Annotated in this window: 13 protein-coding genes; 9 read left to right on the forward strand and 4 right to left on the reverse strand. The window is 73.4% G+C overall.

What is annotated here, in order from left to right; all coding sequences use genetic code 11:
• From FB455_RS14175 to FB455_RS14195, 5 genes are all read left to right on the forward strand, one after another.
• Positions 1-867, forward strand: a complete 867-nt coding sequence (locus FB455_RS14175) for a hypothetical protein (protein WP_071097554.1) — start codon at positions 1-3, stop codon at positions 865-867.
• A complete protein-coding gene (gene fahA / locus FB455_RS14180) occupies positions 864-2,063 on the forward strand; it encodes a fumarylacetoacetase (protein WP_145753647.1) in 1,200 nt (399 codons plus the stop codon). Before FB455_RS14175 ends, fahA begins: the two co-directional genes overlap by 4 nt.
• A 177-nt stretch (positions 2,064-2,240) precedes the next feature.
• Positions 2,241-2,450, forward strand: coding sequence for a DUF397 domain-containing protein (locus FB455_RS14185; protein WP_013288927.1), 210 nt, complete (start codon positions 2,241-2,243; stop codon positions 2,448-2,450).
• A gap of 113 nt (positions 2,451-2,563) precedes the next feature.
• Positions 2,564-3,046, forward strand: a complete 483-nt coding sequence (locus FB455_RS14190; RefSeq protein WP_013288926.1) for an SRPBCC family protein — start codon at positions 2,564-2,566, stop codon at positions 3,044-3,046.
• A gap of 67 nt (positions 3,047-3,113) precedes the next feature.
• The gene (locus tag FB455_RS14195; protein ID WP_071097558.1) at positions 3,114-4,367 is read left to right on the forward strand and encodes an outer membrane protein assembly factor BamB family protein; all 1,254 of its coding nucleotides are present in this window, start codon (positions 3,114-3,116) and stop codon (positions 4,365-4,367) included.
• Positions 4,368-4,488: 121 nt separating this feature from the next.
• Here FB455_RS14195 and hisC read toward each other — a convergent pair whose 3' ends face one another.
• The 4 genes from hisC to hppD are packed head-to-tail and all read right to left on the reverse strand — an operon-like array spanning position 4,489 to position 8,593.
• Positions 4,489-5,592 (reverse strand): histidinol-phosphate transaminase, encoded by a 1,104-nt coding sequence (gene hisC, locus FB455_RS14200; RefSeq protein WP_013475036.1) that lies wholly within the window; start codon positions 5,590-5,592, stop codon positions 4,489-4,491.
• Positions 5,589-6,617: an RDD family protein gene (locus FB455_RS14205; protein WP_145753649.1), complete on the reverse strand. Its 1,029-nt coding sequence runs from the start codon at positions 6,615-6,617 to the stop codon at positions 5,589-5,591. The genes hisC and FB455_RS14205 overlap by 4 nt, the downstream gene beginning before the upstream one ends.
• 55 nt (positions 6,618-6,672) lie before the next feature.
• The gene (locus tag FB455_RS14210; RefSeq protein ID WP_236619412.1) at positions 6,673-7,377 is read right to left on the reverse strand and encodes an RDD family protein; all 705 of its coding nucleotides are present in this window, start codon (positions 7,375-7,377) and stop codon (positions 6,673-6,675) included.
• A gap of 10 nt (positions 7,378-7,387) precedes the next feature.
• A complete protein-coding gene (gene hppD / locus FB455_RS14215; RefSeq protein WP_071097563.1) occupies positions 7,388-8,593 on the reverse strand; it encodes a 4-hydroxyphenylpyruvate dioxygenase in 1,206 nt (401 codons plus the stop codon).
• A gap of 140 nt (positions 8,594-8,733) precedes the next feature.
• Between hppD and FB455_RS14220 the strand changes: the two genes are divergently transcribed.
• The 4 genes from FB455_RS14220 to FB455_RS14235 all read left to right on the forward strand — a co-directional run bounded on the left by FB455_RS14220 (position 8,734) and on the right by FB455_RS14235 (position 15,754).
• Entirely contained in the window at positions 8,734-9,222 is a 489-nt protein-coding gene (locus tag FB455_RS14220; RefSeq protein ID WP_013288920.1) for an Lrp/AsnC family transcriptional regulator, read from the forward strand.
• 121 nt (positions 9,223-9,343) lie between these two features.
• Entirely contained in the window at positions 9,344-10,780 is a 1,437-nt protein-coding gene (locus tag FB455_RS14225; RefSeq protein WP_013288919.1) for an outer membrane protein assembly factor BamB family protein, read from the forward strand.
• Positions 10,781-10,856: 76 nt separating this feature from the next.
• Positions 10,857-12,524, forward strand: a complete 1,668-nt coding sequence (locus tag FB455_RS14230; RefSeq protein ID WP_145753651.1) for a fumarate hydratase — start codon at positions 10,857-10,859, stop codon at positions 12,522-12,524.
• 248 nt (positions 12,525-12,772) lie between these two features.
• Positions 12,773-15,754 (forward strand): BTAD domain-containing putative transcriptional regulator, encoded by a 2,982-nt coding sequence (locus FB455_RS14235; protein ID WP_145753654.1) that lies wholly within the window; start codon positions 12,773-12,775, stop codon positions 15,752-15,754.
• The last annotated feature ends 10 nt before the right edge of the window (positions 15,755-15,764 follow it).

Genomic DNA, 15,764 nt, shown 5'->3' on the forward strand with positions numbered 1-15,764 from the left:
GTGTCAACGCAGGTGCCCCGCCTCCTCTCCGGCCTGGTGGACGACGCCGCGGTCTTCCCGCCCGGCAACGCCGCGCTGCCCGACGCGGTGACCGCGCACCGCACCCACCGAACCGCGTGGTACGCGGACATGGTCGGCCCGCTGCTGCTGCCCGCCTCGGAGATCCAGCGCGGGTCGTTGAACGGCCTGGTGGACCCGGCCGAGGGCCTGGTGATCGGGCTGATCGGCGACACCGGCCTGGACCAGCTCCCGCAGGCGCTGGACGCGCTCGCGCCCGACGGGGTGACCGCCCGGCAGGTCGAGGCGCCGGTCGCCAAGCGCGGCGAGGACCCGCAACCCGGGCTGTCCGAGCTGATGACGCTCGCCGGCCGGCTCGACGGCGCCGCCGTGTACGCGGAGATCCCGCTGACCTTCGGCCTGATGGGCGCGCTCGACACGCTCGCCGAGGCACGCGCCGCCGGGCTGCCGGTGGCCGCCAAGTTCCGCACCGGCGGGCTCGCCGCCGAACTGTTCCCCACCCCGGTCGAGCTGGCCGCGGTGATCTGCGCGTGCCGGGACCGTAAGCTGCCGTTCAAGCTCACCGCCGGGCTGCACCACGCGATCCGGCACCGCGACCCGGAGACCGGCTTCAACCACCACGGTTTCGTGAACGTGCTGGGCGCCACGCTCGCCGCCGTCGGGGGCGCCGAGGTGGACGGCGTGGCCGAGCTGCTCGCCGCCACCGACCCGGTACGCGTGGTCGAGCCGGCCCGGGCGCACCGCGACGCCGAGCGCCCGCTCTGGGTCGGGTACGGCTCGTGCAGCATCTCCGAACCACTTACCGATCTGATCCGGCTGGGGCTGGTGAACGGAGGCTTTGAGGCATGAGCTGGGTTCCGGGTGTGGCAGGGTCGCCGTACGGGGTGACGAACCTGCCGTACGGCGTGTTCCGGCACGGCGAGGGTGAGCCGCGCGTCGGCGTCCGCATCGGTGACTTCGCGCTGGACCTGGCCGGCGCGGAGGCCGCCGGTCTGGTGCTGGCCGGCGGCGCGCTGGGCCGGCCGACGCTCAACGCCTTCATGGCGCTCGGCCGCCCGCAGTGGACGGCGGTCCGGCAGCGGGTCGTCGAGCTGCTCACCGAGCCGGAGCACCGGGCGGCGGTCGAGCCGCTGCTGGTGCCGCTGCACGAGGTCGAGATGGCGCTGCCGTTCGAGGTGGCCGACTACGTCGACTTCTACTCCTCCGAGCACCACGCCTCGAACGTCGGGCAGATCTTCCGGCCCGGCCAGCCGCCGCTGCTGCCGAACTGGAAGCACGTGCCGATCGGCTACCACGGCCGGGCCGGCACCGTGGTCGTCTCCGGCACCCCGGTGACCCGCCCGACCGGCCAGCGGGCCAGCGCGCAGGGCCCGACCACCGGCGCCTCGGTCCGGCTGGACATCGAGGCCGAGGTGGGCTTCGTGGTGGGCGTGCCGAGCCGGCTCGGCGAGCGGGTGCCGGTTGCCGACTTCGCCGACCACGTCTTCGGCGTGGTGCTCGTCAACGACTGGTCGGCCCGGGACATCCAGGCGTGGGAGTACCAGCCGCTCGGGCCGTTCCTCGGCAAGTCGTTCGCGACCTCCGTCTCGGCCTGGGTGACGCCGCTGGAGGCGCTGTCCGACGCGTTCGTGCCCGCGCCGGACCAGGACCCGCCGGTGCAGGACTACCTGCGCGACACCCCGCGCCTCGGGCTGGACCTGACGCTGTCGGTCGAGTGGAACGGCGAGCGGGTCGCCGAGCCGCCGTTCGCCGGCATGTACTGGACCCCGGCCCAGCAGCTCGCGCACCTCACCGTCAACGGCGCGTCGCTGCGTACCGGCGACCTCTACGCCTCCGGCACCGTCTCCGGTCCGGAGCGCGGCCAGGTCGGTTCGTTCCTGGAGCTGACCTGGGGCGGGTCCGAGCCGGTCAAGTTCGCCGACGGCAGCGAGCGGACGTTCCTGGAGGACGGCGACACGGTGACGATCACCGCCGCCGCGCCCGGCCCGGACGGCACCGCAGTCGCGTTGGGCGAGGTCACCGGGACGATCCTCCCGGCTCGCTGAGATCCGACCTTCCGAACCGGCCCCGGTCGCACCCGATGTGCGACCGGGGCCGTTTCCTTCGGCGTTGATCGCTCCGGATCACCTACGCCCCGGCCGGTGGCTCCCGGTCGAGCCGGGAGCCGCCCGCGGTGCCGGGCCGGGGCGTACCCGCGGAAGCCGAAACAGGAAGGACCGAGCATGACCGAGTTGACCGGTGCCGTCTGGCGCACCAGCAGCCGCTCGAACGATCAGGGTCTCTGCGTCGAGGTGGCGACGAACGTGGTCGCCGAGCACGGCGTGGTGGGCGTACGCGACTCGAAGGACCCGGACGGTCCGGCGCTCGCGGTGAGCCCGCCGGGCTGGGCCGCGTTCGTGACCGCGCTGCGGGGCGGCGCGCTCCGCGGTTGACCGCTCCTGCGCCACCACCGGTGCCCCGGCCGGGGGCACCGGTGGTGGAAATGTCACCGGGAGGCTCCCCGTTTCCGGTCACGGCCCGTACCGTGTACGACACGGGAGGTGCCATGTCGACGGTGACGGTTTCCGCATTCATCGAAGCGCAGGACGCCGATCTGTGGCGGCTGCTCACCGACCTCCCTGCCCGCGCCGACTGGCTCTCGGCGGTGGACGCGGTCGAGGTCCTCGGCACCGGCGGGTTCGGGCCGGGCACCGTGTGGCGGGAGACCCGCGTCCGGCCGGACGGCGGCACCGAACCGGAGGAGTTCGAGGTGATCGAGGCGGTCGCGCCCGGCCGCCTGGTGCTCGGGTCGCGCGGTGCCGGCGCCGACTACCGGATCACCTGGACGCTGCGCACCGTCGAGCGGCGGCGGCGTGGCTGCACCGAGGTCACCGTCGAGCAGGAGGCGGTGCCGACCCGGGCGTACGGGCGGGTGCTGGCCCTGATCCTCGGTGGCCTGGCCGCCCGCGCGGTCGAGGGCGCGCTCCGGCGCGACCTGGCCGACCTGGCGCTGGCCGCCGGTTCCGCCCGATCCACCGAGGCCGCCTGAGCCGACCCGGCCGCTCCCCGTACCCGGCCCGCACGCGGCCGGTAGGGTGCCGGGGCGGAGGTGACGGATGGCGAAGGCCGCGAGGCGGCGGGCCGTGGTGGCGCTGGTGGCGGTGCTCGCCGTCGCGGCGTCGGTCGCCGTGGTCGTCCGGGTGCTGGCGCCCGCCGAGGTCGACACCCCGGCCCGGAAGCCCTACCCGGCGGTGCCCGCGCCGACCGCCGGGGTGCTCGCGCGGCTGCCGGTGGCGCCCCTCGTCGTGGACGGCCGGCTCCGCGTCTACGCGGGCACCCGTCAGGTGTACGCGGACCAGCCGGTCACCGGACGGCACCGGGTCACCCCGTTCTGGTCCTTCCGCCGCTGGCCGGCGACGCTGGTCGGAGTGCTCGCCGAGGGCACTACGGTGGTCAGCCGCTGGTCCGACGGGAAGCTGGTGGCGCTCGACGCGCGTACCGGACGGGTGGCCTGGCGGGCCGACGGCCCGCAGCCGGGGTCGGTGCCGGAGCCGCGACGCACCTTCGCCGCCACGGTCTGGGATCCGGCCGGACTACACGTGGCGCGCACGTCCGAGGGGCGGGCCGTGCTGCTCGCGACCGGTCCGGGCGGCATCGGCGGGTACGACCTCACCGACGGCCGCCGGCTCTGGCGCGCGGACGTGAGCAGGGGTTGCCGGTCCGACGTGGGCACGACCGCCAGCGGTGAGCTGGTCGGCGTGGACAGCTGCGACGGCCCGGCCGCGGTCGAGCTGCGGGACGCGGCGACCGGTGCGGTGCGGACCCGCTGGCGGCCGCCGGACGCGCCGGAACAGCTCGTCGTCACGCCGGTGGGCTGCCGCGACGGGCACTCCGGTTGCCGCGGGCTGCGTACCGCCGGGCCGGACGGCGCGGGCAGCCGGGGCTGGCTGGTGACCGACCCGGGTGAGCCGGCCGCCGCGCCGGGCCTGGACCACCCGGACACGGTGCTCGACGGTGAGCGGGCGGTGGACACGTCCGGCCCGGTGGTGGTCGGGCGCTCGGCGCGTACCGGCGAGGAGCTGTGGCGCCGGGCGGACATCCATCCGGCCCGGGTGCTCGCGACCGAGCCGGGGCGGGTGCACCTGCTGACCGACCGGCGGGAACTGATCACCGTCGACCCGCTCACCGGTACGACCCGGTCGGGTTTCGTGCTCGACCTGGGCCGGGACGGGATCGGCTGGCGGCCGGGCCGGGCGTACGCGGTGGACGGCTACGTCGCTGTGGAGCGGCTGCGGGAGCAGGCCGCTCCGGAGGACGACGACCAGGGCTACTTCCTGATGGCCGAGCCGGTGTTGCTGGCGGTGACCTGATCTGGCGAGTCAAGCCTAAAAACGGACAAAAGCACCTATAGTGCTCTTGTCTGATCGGTCGGACGAAGACGCCCGGCGCCGGTCCGTAGGGGGTTGACGGACCGGTGCCGGGCGCGCCCGGTCAGGCCAGCGCGGCCTCGGCGGCGGCCAGGAACGCGTCGTTCTCGGCCGGGGTGCCGATGGTGACCCGGACGCCGTCGCCCGGGAACGGGCGCACGATCACGCCACGCGCCTCGCACGCCCGGCCGAACTCCACCGCCCGGTCGCCCAGCGGCAGCCAGACGAAGTTGGCCTGGCTGTCCGGCACGTCCGGGACGAACTTGCGCAGCGCCTCGGTGACCCGGTCCCGCTCGGCCACGACCAGCGCGCAGCGCCGCTCCACCTCGTCGGCCTGCGCGAGCGCGGCCAGCGCGCCGGCCTGGGCGGCCATGCTGGTGGAAAACGGGGTGACCACCTTGCGCACTGCGGCGGCCACCTCCGGCGCCGCGACCAGCCAGCCGATCCGCAGACCGGCCAGGCCCCACGCCTTGGACAGCGTGCGCAGCACCGCCACGTTCGGCCGGTCCAGGTAGGTCAGGCCGTCCGGCACCTCCGGGTCGGTGACGAACTCCCGGTACGCCTCGTCGATCACCACGAGCACGTCGTCCGGCATCGCGTCGAGGAAGCGGTCCAGCTCGGCCCGGCGCACCGCCGTACCGGTGGGGTTGTTCGGGTTGCAGACCAGGACCATCCGGGTCCGGTCGGTCACCGCCGCCGCCATCGCGTCCAGGTCGTGGCCGTGGCCGGCGTCGTTCGGCACCCGCACGCTTGTCGCGCCGCTGGTCGCCGCGATGATCGGGTACGCCTCGAAGGAGCGCCACGAGTAGAGCAGCTCGTCACCGGGCAGGCAGGTGGCGCGGACCAGGTGCTCGGCCAGCGCCACCGAACCGCAGCCGGTGGCGATCCGGTCGGCGTCCACGCCGTACCGCTCGGCGAGCGCCTGGCGCAGCGCCACCACGCCCATGTCCGGGTAGCGGTGCGAACCGGCGACCGCCTCGGCGACCGCCTCCACCACACCCGGCAGCGGGCCGTACGGCACCTCGTTGCTGGCCAGCTTGATCGCCTCGGCCAGGCCCAGCTCCCGGGCCAGGTCGGCGGGGCTGCGGCCGGGCACGTAGTTGGGCAGCGCGTCCAGGTCGGCGCGGGTGAGCCGCGGCGCAGGCTGGTGGCGTCCGGTCTCGGTCATGGGGTGTCTCCCGGGGTGTCGGCGCTCTCGGGCGGGGCGGTACCGGTGTCACGTTTGCGGGGGAGCTGGACCACCACCGTCTGCGCCCGCTTGTCGTGCAGGGCCTGGCGCAGCGGGTGGTCGAACAGGGGCGAGATCGCGTCGATGAGCTGGAGCAGCAGACCCAGCCCGCAGCAGTACCAGAGCAGCGTCGGCAGGCCGAGCGTGCTCCAGCGCCGGGTGGCCCGGCCGAAGCCGAGCGGCTGGTCCGCCTCGACCGGCAGCGCGCGAATGCCCATCAGCCGCTTGCCGAAGGTCTGACCGCGCGCCGCCATCGACGGCACCTCGTACGCGTACCAGAGCGCGGTGGCGATCACGAGAATGGCGATCTGGAGGCCGCCGGCCTGGTCGTCGATCTGGGGCAGCCCTTCGGTGGACGTGTCGCCGTTGAGCGCCCGGCGCACCGATTCACGCAGGTACGGGGAGACGGCCTCGACGTAGCGCCAGACGAACCAGCCGTTGACAACGGCGTTGAGCAGGAACACCACGCCGAAGTCGATCAGGCGCGCGACCAGCCGGGCGCCGTACGACGCCAGCGGCAGTCCGTGTGGGCGGGGGATCGGCTGTGCGCCCGGCCAGTGCGGGTACGGCCAGCCCGGCGGCGGTCCCTGCATGCCCGGCCCGGGCTGTCCCGGCTGCCCGGGCTGACCCGGCTGACCCGGCCACGGGTTCGGTTGACCCGGCTGTCCCGGCCACGGGCCGGCCTGGCCGGGCTGACCCGGTTGACCCGGCTGTCCCGGCCACGGGCCCGGCCGGCCGGGCGCGCCGGACGTCGAAGCCGCGTCGGGGCGGCCGCCGGGACCGGCGGCCTGCTGTTCGGCGGCCGGCGTCGGGGTGGCCGGCGCGGGCTCCGGTTCGGGGGGCGGCGGGCCGTCGGGCGGGGTGACGTCGACCGGGATCGGCGCGCCGATCCAGCCCTCGCCGTCCCACCACCTGCGGGTCTCCGTGTCGGCGGGGTCGACGTACCAGCCGGGTTCCAAACTCACGATGCCGTCCTAGTTCCCGACTGCGGGGCTCGCAGACCCGGCTCACTCCTCGCGCTCACGGGCCAACCTTAACGACGACCGTACCGGCGAACTTGTCGTGGAGGCACTGCTGCCAGGGCTTGTCCCACAGTTGCCAGAAACCGTCGAGGTAGCTGAGGAACGGCACGAACATCCCGCCGGCGAACTCGACGGCCCAGCGCTTGCCGAGCATGCCCCGGGTCAGCGCGGCGTCCGGCTGCACCGGCACGATCCGCAGCTTCATCACCTTCTTGCCGAGCGTCTGCCCGGTCCGGCGGGCGTACTCGACGTGGTAGACCCAGTAGAAGGCGAGCATCAGCAGCAGGACCCCGAGCTCGGCGGCGAGCAGCGGCAGGAACACGCTCGTCCAGACCTCGACCGCGTCGGGACCGTTCGGGCCGGCCTGCTCGATCTCGTCGATCATCCGGAAGAAGACGAGGAAGAACACCGGCACGAACAGCGCCATCGTCACCGCCATGGCGACGGCGGTGTCGATCAGGTAGGCGAGCAACCGGTCGCCGAAGCCCGCCAGCGGCTGCCCGTTCGGCGCCACCGGGGGCGGGACGGGCGCCGGGGCGTACCCGGGTGGGGGGAAACCGGGCGGCGGGTAGCCGGGCGGGCCGGCGTACCCCGGGGGAACGTGCTGCGCGGGCACCGCCGGTCCGCCGGGCGGCGCGAAGCCGCCGCCCGCGGCTGGATGTCCGGCGGGCGGCGGCATCGGGTTCGGAGGAGGCTGGGTCACGCGGACAGTGTTACAGGTTCCCGCGCTTCTCCTGCTCGCGCTCGATCGCCTCGAACAGGGCCTTGAAGTTGCCCTTGCCGAAGCCGAGCGAGCCGTGCCGCTCGATCAGCTCGAAGAAGACGGTGGGGCGGTCCTGCACCGGCTTGGTGAAGATCTGGAGCAGGTAGCCGTCCTCGTCCCGGTCGACCAGGATCTTGCGGGACTGAAGCTCCTCGATCGGCACCCGGACGTTGCCGATGCGGGCGCGCAGCTCCGGGTCCTCGTAGTACGAGTCCGGGGTGTCCAGGAACTCGACGCCCGCGGCGCGCATGGCGTCCACGCTGGCCAGGATGTCGTTCGTGGCCACGGCGATGTGCTGGGCGCCGGGGCCCTGGTAGAACTCCAGGTACTCGTCGATCTGCGACTTCTTGCGGGCCACGGCCGGCTCGTTGAGCGGGAACTTCACCTTGCGGGTGCCGTTGGCGACGACCTTGCTCATCAGCGCCGAGTAGTCGGTGGCGATGTCGTCGCCGATGAACTCCGCCATGTTCGAGAAGCCCATGACGCGCTTGTAGAACTCGACCCACTCGTCCATCCGGCCCAGCTCCACGTTGCCGACGACGTGGTCGACCGCCTGGAAGAACCGCTTCGGCTGGATGCCGGCGTCGATCATCGGCTGCCGGTCCACGATCGGGCCGCGAGCGACGAAGCCGGGCAGGAACGGGCCGGTGTAGCGGGACCTGTCGACCAGGCTGTGCCGGGTGTCGCCGTACGCGGCGATGGACGCCATCCGGACGGTGCCGTGCTCGTCGCTGACGTCGTGCGGCTCGACCAGGCCGGTCGCGCCCTGCGCCACGGCGTGCGCGTACGCGGCGTCCACGTCCGGCACCTCCAGCGCGATGTCGGAGACGCCGTCGCTGTGCTTCGCCACGTGCTCGGCGCCGTCGGCGTCCGGGCGGACCGCGCCGGTCAGCACGAAGCGGGCCGAACCGCTGGTCAGCACGTACTGCGCGTGGTCGCGGTAGCCCTGCTCCGGCCCCCGGTACGCCACGCACGTCATGCCGAACGCGGTGGAGTAGTAGTGCGCGGCCTGCTTGGCGTTGCCCACCAGGAAGTGGACGTGGTCCATGCCCTTGACCGGGAACGGGTCGCGGGTGATGTCGTGGTCGACTGCGCCGACGAGAGCGTCGACGTCGACCTCCTCGGTCGACTGGGGTCGGTCGATCGCCTGGGTCATGGTGGCCTCCCTCGCGTACCGGCCGGCCTCGTGGGCCGCCGTGGATGTGCTCTTCCGGCGAGGATCTACGGACCGCAGTGAGTTGGGCAACAGTTGACGTTATTCCTGGTCAGGTTGTGCATTCGGTACGGTGAGACACCATGAACACTGGTCAGGATGTACAGCTCGACGAGCTGGACGCTCGCTTGATCGAACTGCTCGCGGAGGAGCCCCGGATCGGCGTGCTGGAGTGCTCCCGCCGCCTCGGCGTGGCCCGCGGCACGGTCCAGGCCCGGCTCGACAAGCTCGTCGGCCGGGGCGTGGTGACCGGGTTCGGGCCGGACATCACCCCCGCCGCGATCGGCTTCGGGGTGACCAGCTTCGTCACCCTGGAGATCAGCCAGCGGCACGGCCACGACCAGGTCACCGCGCACCTGGCCGCGATCCCCGAGGTGCTGGAGGCGCACACCATCACCGGCTCCAGCGACCTGCTCTGCCGGATCGTCGCCCGGTCGAACACCGACCTCCAGCGGGTCATCGACCAGATCGTCGCCTCGGAGGGCATCCGGCGCGCATCCACCATCATCGCGCTGGCCGAGCAGATCCCGTACCGGACGTTGCCGCTGGTCCGCTCCGCCGCCCGCGGGTAAGGAAGGGCCCCCTGTTAACGCCTTCGGAGGTGGAAGGGCCCCTTATTAACACCCCGGACCGCCCAAGAAGCGCCGCGACACGCACCGCACGCGGCCCGGGGGACCGGCGATCGTCGCTACCGTGTGCGGTGTGAAGGGCCTAGGGGTACGCGGCTGGTTGCTGCTCGGGCTCGTCACCGTGGTCGTACTCGCCGCGACAGGCGTCTGGAACCCGTTCCCGGCGCTGTGGGACTGGGTCGACCGCAGCAAGCCGATCTCCGAGCCGGACGTGGTCTGGCAGCAGCGCGTCGGCGGCACGCCGCGCAGCGTCACCATCGCCGGCGACACAGTGATCGTCGAGCAGCGCACCCGCATCGAGGCGCGCAACCTCGCCGACGGCGGCCAGTTGTGGGAGCGCAAGGCCGACTGGTCGGCGGTCGCGGGCAGCGGCCGGGAGTCGGTCGTCGCCGTGGGCCGGCTGCTCGACAAAGGGTACGAGGTGCTCGACCCGGTCAGCGGCGTGACCCGCCGCCGCGACGACCGCGCGATCGCCGTCTGGACCTACCGGAACCTGCTGCTGGACGCGTACTGCGTGCAGGCCACCGACTGCACGCTGCGCGCCTGGGAGCCGCGCGGCACCGCTCCGCTGTGGAGCGCGTTCCTGCCCGGCGTGCACAGCGGCGTGCTCGCCGACAACCCGGAACTACTGGGCACCCGGCGGCTCGGCGCCACCCGGATCGACGGCGGGGTGGCCGGGCCGGAGTCCGTCCCGCCGCTGCTCGGCTTCCCGGTCGACGGGCGGGTGCACGTGGTGGACACCGCCACCGGCCGGGTGCTCCAGAACGTCCAGCCCGGCCGCGAGGAGCGGCTCGCGGTGGTCGGCGGCCGGCTGCTGCGGATCGCGGCCACCTCCCGCGACGGGAGCTGCTACTACGCCGTGACCGCCGTGGACCCGGCCACCGGTCAGCAGGTGTGGCGGCGTACCGGGATCAACCTGCGCACCGCCGACTACGCCGGCTGCGTGCAGCGGGAGGATCCGCAGGGCGGGCGCAACGTGATCATCGGGGTCGCCCCGGACGGGCGTGAGGCGGTGCTCGACGGGTACGACGGCCGGCTGCTCCAGGTCGGCGCGGACGGCGAGAAGCTGCTCGCCGTGGACGACCGGTACGCCGTGGTGCGCAGCGCCGACAAGGGCTCGCTGCTCGGGCGGGAACTGTCGGCCGACCGGACCCGCTGGACCCGGCCGGCGGGCGGCAAGAGCGGTGCGGCGCTCACCCCGTACGCGGCGGTGATCAGCGAGGAGAAGCCGTCGCGGCTGATCGCGGTCGAGCCGCGGGAGGGCCGGGTGCTGGTCGAGCTCCGTACCTCGGCGAACGCGCTGGCGGTCGGCCCGAACGGCATGATCATCGGCGAGGGGCGGGAGATCGGGTACGTCCGCTGGGGCGCCGGCACGTCCGAGGCGCCGGGGCCGGGCCAGGACGGCGCGCCGGTGGCGCCGAACCCCGGAGGCAGCTGGCGCCCACCGGGCGACCAGGGAAGTTGCGGACCGAAACGGGAACTCTGCGCCGACGGCAAGTGACAGCGGGTGAGAGCGTCGTCCCAGGACCGACCTGCGGGTGCCACCGATCGACAGCTCTGCCCTAGGCTTTTCGGTCATGAGCAGTGCCGCCGCCTTCTCGTACGCACCCCTGCTGCCGACCGGTCCCGACCAGACCGAATACCGCCTGGTCACCGACGAGGGCGTGGACGTCGTCAACGGCCCCGGGGGCCGCCGGTTCCTCACAGTGGATCCGGGCGCGCTGACCGCGCTGACGGCCGAGGCGATGCACGACATCGCCCACTTCCTGCGCCCGGCCCACCTGGCTCAGCTCCGCGCGATCATCGACGATCCGGCGGCCTCGCCGAACGACCGCTTCGTCGCGCTCGACCTGCTGCGCAACGCCAACATCGCGGCCGGCGGCGTGTTGCCGATGTGCCAGGACACCGGCACCGCGATCGTGATGGGCAAGCGTGGCCGGCACGTGCTCACCGACGGCACCGACGCGGAGGCGATCTCGCGCGGCGTCTACCAGGCGTACACCCGGCTGAACCTGCGCTACTCGCAGCTCGCCCCGCTGACCATGTGGGACGAGCGGAACACCGGCAGCAACCTGCCCGCCCAGGTGGAGCTGTACGCCGAGGACCCGGACGGCCACGCTGACGCGTACAAGTTCCTCTTCATGGCCAAGGGTGGCGGCTCGGCCAACAAGTCCTACCTCTACCAGGAGACCAAGGCGCTGCTGAACCCCACGCGGATGATGCAGTTCCTGGAGGAGAAGCTGCGGCTCATCGGCACCGCGGCCTGCCCGCCCTACCACCTGGCGATCGTCATCGGCGGCACCTCCGCCGAGTACGCGCTGAAGACCGCGAAGTACGCCTCCGCGAAGTACCTCGACGCGCTGCCCACCGAGGGCTCGATGAGCGCGCACGGCTTCCGTGACCTGGAGCTGGAGGCCGAGGTGCTGGAGCTGACCCGCAACTTCGGCATCGGCGCTCAGTTCGGCGGGCGCTACTTCTGCCACGACGTACGGGTGGTCCGGCTGCCCCGGCACGGCGCCTCCTGCCCGGTGGCGATCGCGGTCTCCTGCTCGGCCGACCGGCAGGCGGTGGCGAAGATCACCCCGTCGGGCGTCTGGCTGGAGCGCCTCGAAACCGACCCGGCGCGCTACCTGCCCGACGTCACCGACGAGACGCTGGAGACCGAGGAGGTAGTCCGCGTCGACCTGAACCGGCCGATGGACGAGATCCGGGCCGAGCTGTCGAAGTACCCGGTGAAGACCCGGCTGTCCCTGACCGGCCCGCTCGTCGTGGCCCGGGACATCGCGCACGCGAAGATCGCCGAGCGGCTGGACGCGGGCGAGCCGATGCCGCAATACCTCCGCGACCACGCGGTCTACTACGCCGGCCCGGCGAAGACCCCCGAGGGCTACGCCTCCGGCTCGTTCGGTCCCACCACGGCGGGCCGGATGGACGCGTACGTGGAGAAGTTCCAGGCGGCCGGCGGCTCGATGGTGATGCTCGCGAAGGGCAACCGGTCCGCCCAGGTCACCCGCTCCTGCCAGACCCACGGCGGCTTCTACCTCGGCTCGATCGGCGGCCCGGCCGCCCGCCTCGCGCAGGACTGCATCAAGCACGTCGAGGTGCTCGAGTACGCCGAGCTGGGCATGGAAGCGGTCTGGAAGATCGAGGTGGAGGACTTCCCCGCCTTCATCGTCGTCGACGACAAGGGCAACGACTTCTTCGCCGAGGTCACCAAGCCGGTCCTCACCGTCGGCCGGCGCTGACGGCAGACGTACACGAGGGGCGTCCGGGATGGTCCGGGCGCCCCTCGGCGTGTTCGTCATGCATCGACATCGGTGCGCCTGCCCGGCAGGGTGGCCGGACAGGCGCACCGCCCCCGTCGGATGTCGTCACCGACAACCGCTGACGAGTCTGTGCGCCGTCGCTATCGGATCGCTATCGCCTCGCCGCGCCGCTCGGTGACCGCCGGGCTACGCTGCTGGAAGTTGCATGGCGGCAGGCGGGGGCGCGGATGCGATTCGGGATCTTGGGGCCCTTGCGGGTCGGCGGCGGCGAAGCCACCGTCACCGCGGGCCGGGATCGCACCGTGCTCGCCATGCTGTTGCTGCGCCCCGGCCGGGTGGTGCCGGTGGAGGATCTGGTCGACGCCGTCTGGGAGGAGCGTCCCCCGGCGACCGCGCGGACCCAGCTCCAGATCTGTGTGTCGCGACTGCGGCAGCGGTTCGCGGCGCTCGGGCTGCCGGCCGGGACCATCGTCACCGACCCGGCGGGCTACGGCATCCGGATCGAGCCGGACGACCTCGACGCCGACATGTTCGCCCGCGCCGTGGAGACGGCCCGCGCCGAGGCCGCCGTCGGCCGGTTTGCCGAGGCCCGCCGTCACTACCGGGCGGCGCTGGCGCTGTGGCGCGGTCCGGCGCTCGCCGGTATCCCGGCCCGGCTGGTGCGACTGCGGGCCCAGGCGCTCGACGAGCAGCGGCTCGCCGTGCTGGAGGACTGCGTCGACGTCGAGTTGCGGCTGCGCCGGGGGACCGAACTGGTCGACGAGCTGACCGAGGCGGTCGAGCACAACCCGCTGCGGGAACGGCTGCGAGGGCAGCTGATGCTGGCTCTCTCGGCGGTCGGCCGGCAGGCGGACGCGCTCGCCGTCTACCGGGAGGGCCGCCGGATCTACGCCGAGGAGCTGGGCATCGAGCCCGGCGCGGCGTTGCAGGAGTTGCACCAGCGGGTGCTCGGCGGCGACCTGGTGCTGGGCGTGCCGGAGAGCCGGGTCACCGCGCCGGTCCGGGCGCTGCCCCGGGCGATCAGCGACTTCACCGGGCGCCAGCAGACCGTGGCCCGGCTGGTCAAGGAGGTCGCCGAGGAGGGAAGCCGGGTCCAGCTCCTGGACGGTATGGCCGGCAGCGGCAAGACCACACTGGCCGTTCAGGTGGCGAGCGCGCTCGTCGACCGGTTCCCCGACGCGCAGCTCTTCGTCGACCTGCACGGGCACAGCGACCGCAGCCCGCTGAGCACTGCCGCTGCGGCGGCCATCCTGCTCCAGCAGCTCGGTGTGCCGGCCGAGCGGGTTCCGGCCGACCTGGCGGGCCGGCTGGCGATGTGGCGTTCCGAACTGGCCGACCGGCGGGCCGTGGTGGTGCTCGACAACGCCGCGGACGCCGCGCAGGTCGTCCCGCTGCTGCCCAACGGGCGGGACTGCACCGTGCTGATCACCAGCCGCCGCAGGCTGGTCGGCGTGGACGCGGGGCGGCCCACCTCCCTGCCGGTACTCGATGCCGACGAGGCGGTCGAGCTGCTGGCCCGGGTGGCCGGCGCGGAACGGGTCGACGCCGAGCCGGAGGCGGCGGCGGAGGTGGCGCGCCGTTGCGGACACCTTCCGCTCGCGCTGCGGCTGGCCGGGGCGCGGCTCGCGCACCGGCCGCGGTGGCGGATGGCCGACCTGGCCGAACGCCTGGCCGGGGCGGCCGATCCCCTGGCGGAGCTGACCGTCGGGGAGCGCTCGGTCGCGCGTGCCTTCGCGCTGTCGTACGAGCAGGTGCCGCCGGTGGTGCAGCGGGTGTTCCGGCTGCTCGGACTCCACCCGGGCAGCCGCATCGACAACCGGGTGGCGGCCGTGCTCGCGGAGCTGCCGCTGTCGGAGGCGCAGGACGCACTCGACGAACTGGTCGACGCGCACCTCGTCGAGGAGGTGGAACCCGGCCGGTACCGGTTGCACGACCTCATCCGGGAGTACGCCCACACGCTCGGGGCGGAACGCGAGACCGGCGACGAGCGACGGGCGGCGATCGCCCGGCTGCTCGATCATCACCTGCACGTCGCCGCCGCCATCGCGCTGACTCTGGAGCAGACCGCTCCGCACGGCATTTTCGCCCGATCGGAGCCGGTACGGCCCGACCTGGTGGCGGCCACCGTCGTTCTCGGCCGGCCGTGGCTGGAGGAGAACCGGTCGACGCTGACCGCGTTGGTCCGGTTGGCGGAGGCCGAGGGTTTCCTCCGGCAGAGCTGGCAGCTGGCCCGGGTGGGCTGGACCGTCAACTTCTACGGCGGCCACCTCGACGACCTGATCGAGACGCACCAGATCGGCCTGCGGGCCGCCGAGCGTCTGGGCGACGACGAGGCCGTGGCGACGATGCACAACTATCTCGCGTCGGCCGACTACCGCCGGGCGCGCTTCGCCGAGGTGATCCGGCGGATGGAGGTGGTGGTCGGCATCTACCGGCGGCTCGACCGGCCGGTCGAGCTGCGGAAGGCGCTCGACAACCTCGGCACGGCCTACGCGGTGGACGGGCACCACAGGCAGGCCATCGAGATGTACGACGCGTCGGCCGCGCTCGCCCGCCGGCTGGACGATCCGTTCGCGCTGACCAACATGCTGAACAACCTCTCGCTCTGCCTGATGTGGTCCGGGCGGTACGACGAGGCCCTGCGGAAGTGCCGCCACCATCTGGCGCTCGCCCGGCAGGTCGGCGACCCGCGTCAGCTCGGCAACGCCGTCGGCCACCTGGGCATGGTCCGGCACCGGCGCGGCGAGCGTGGACCGGCCCGGCGGCTCCTGCGTACCGGTCTGACGTTGAAGCGCAAGATCGGCAACCGCTACGGCGAGGGCGAGCTGCTCAACGAGCTGGGCATGATGGAGCGCGAGGAGGGCCGGCCGGAGCAGGCCGCCGGGCTGCATCGGGAGGCCTTGATGGCGATGAACGACGCCGGGGACCTGGGCGGGCAGTGTGCGTCCCGGAACCTGCTGGCCCGGGCGATGCTGGACCAGGGGGACGTCGCCAGCGCGCTGGACCTGCACCGCCGGGTGCTCACCGACGCCACCCGGCTCAGCGCCCGTTACGAGCAGGCCTGCGCGCTCGACGGCATGGCCCGCTGCCTGCGTCACACCGACCCCGACCAGGCCCGCCGGTACGCCTGGCGGGCGCTGGCGCTGTTCCGCCAGGTCGAGTCGCCGGACCGGCGGGAGACCGAGAGGCTGCTCGCCGAGCTGGGCTGAGGGCCGCGCC

Source organism: Micromonospora sp. CNZ296 (genome assembly GCF_007827635.1).

Excerpts from the sequence above, each read along its gene's own strand:
- FB455_RS14185 (WP_013288927.1), top strand. The coding sequence starts at position 2,241 with ATGACCGAGTTGACCGGTGCCGTCTGGCGCACCAGCAGCCGCTCGAAC.
- FB455_RS14230 (WP_145753651.1), top strand. The coding sequence starts at position 10,857 with ATGAGCAGTGCCGCCGCCTTCTCGTACGCACCCCTGCTGCCGACCGGT.
- hisC (WP_013475036.1), bottom strand. The coding sequence starts at position 5,592 with ATGACCGAGACCGGACGCCACCAGCCTGCGCCGCGGCTCACCCGCGCC.
- FB455_RS14190 (WP_013288926.1), top strand. The coding sequence starts at position 2,564 with ATGTCGACGGTGACGGTTTCCGCATTCATCGAAGCGCAGGACGCCGAT.
- FB455_RS14220 (WP_013288920.1), top strand. The coding sequence starts at position 8,734 with ATGAACACTGGTCAGGATGTACAGCTCGACGAGCTGGACGCTCGCTTG.
- FB455_RS14195 (WP_071097558.1), top strand. The coding sequence starts at position 3,114 with ATGGCGAAGGCCGCGAGGCGGCGGGCCGTGGTGGCGCTGGTGGCGGTG.
- FB455_RS14235 (WP_145753654.1), top strand. The coding sequence starts at position 12,773 with ATGCGATTCGGGATCTTGGGGCCCTTGCGGGTCGGCGGCGGCGAAGCC.
- fahA (WP_145753647.1), top strand. The coding sequence starts at position 864 with ATGAGCTGGGTTCCGGGTGTGGCAGGGTCGCCGTACGGGGTGACGAAC.
- hppD (WP_071097563.1), bottom strand. The coding sequence starts at position 8,593 with ATGACCCAGGCGATCGACCGACCCCAGTCGACCGAGGAGGTCGACGTC.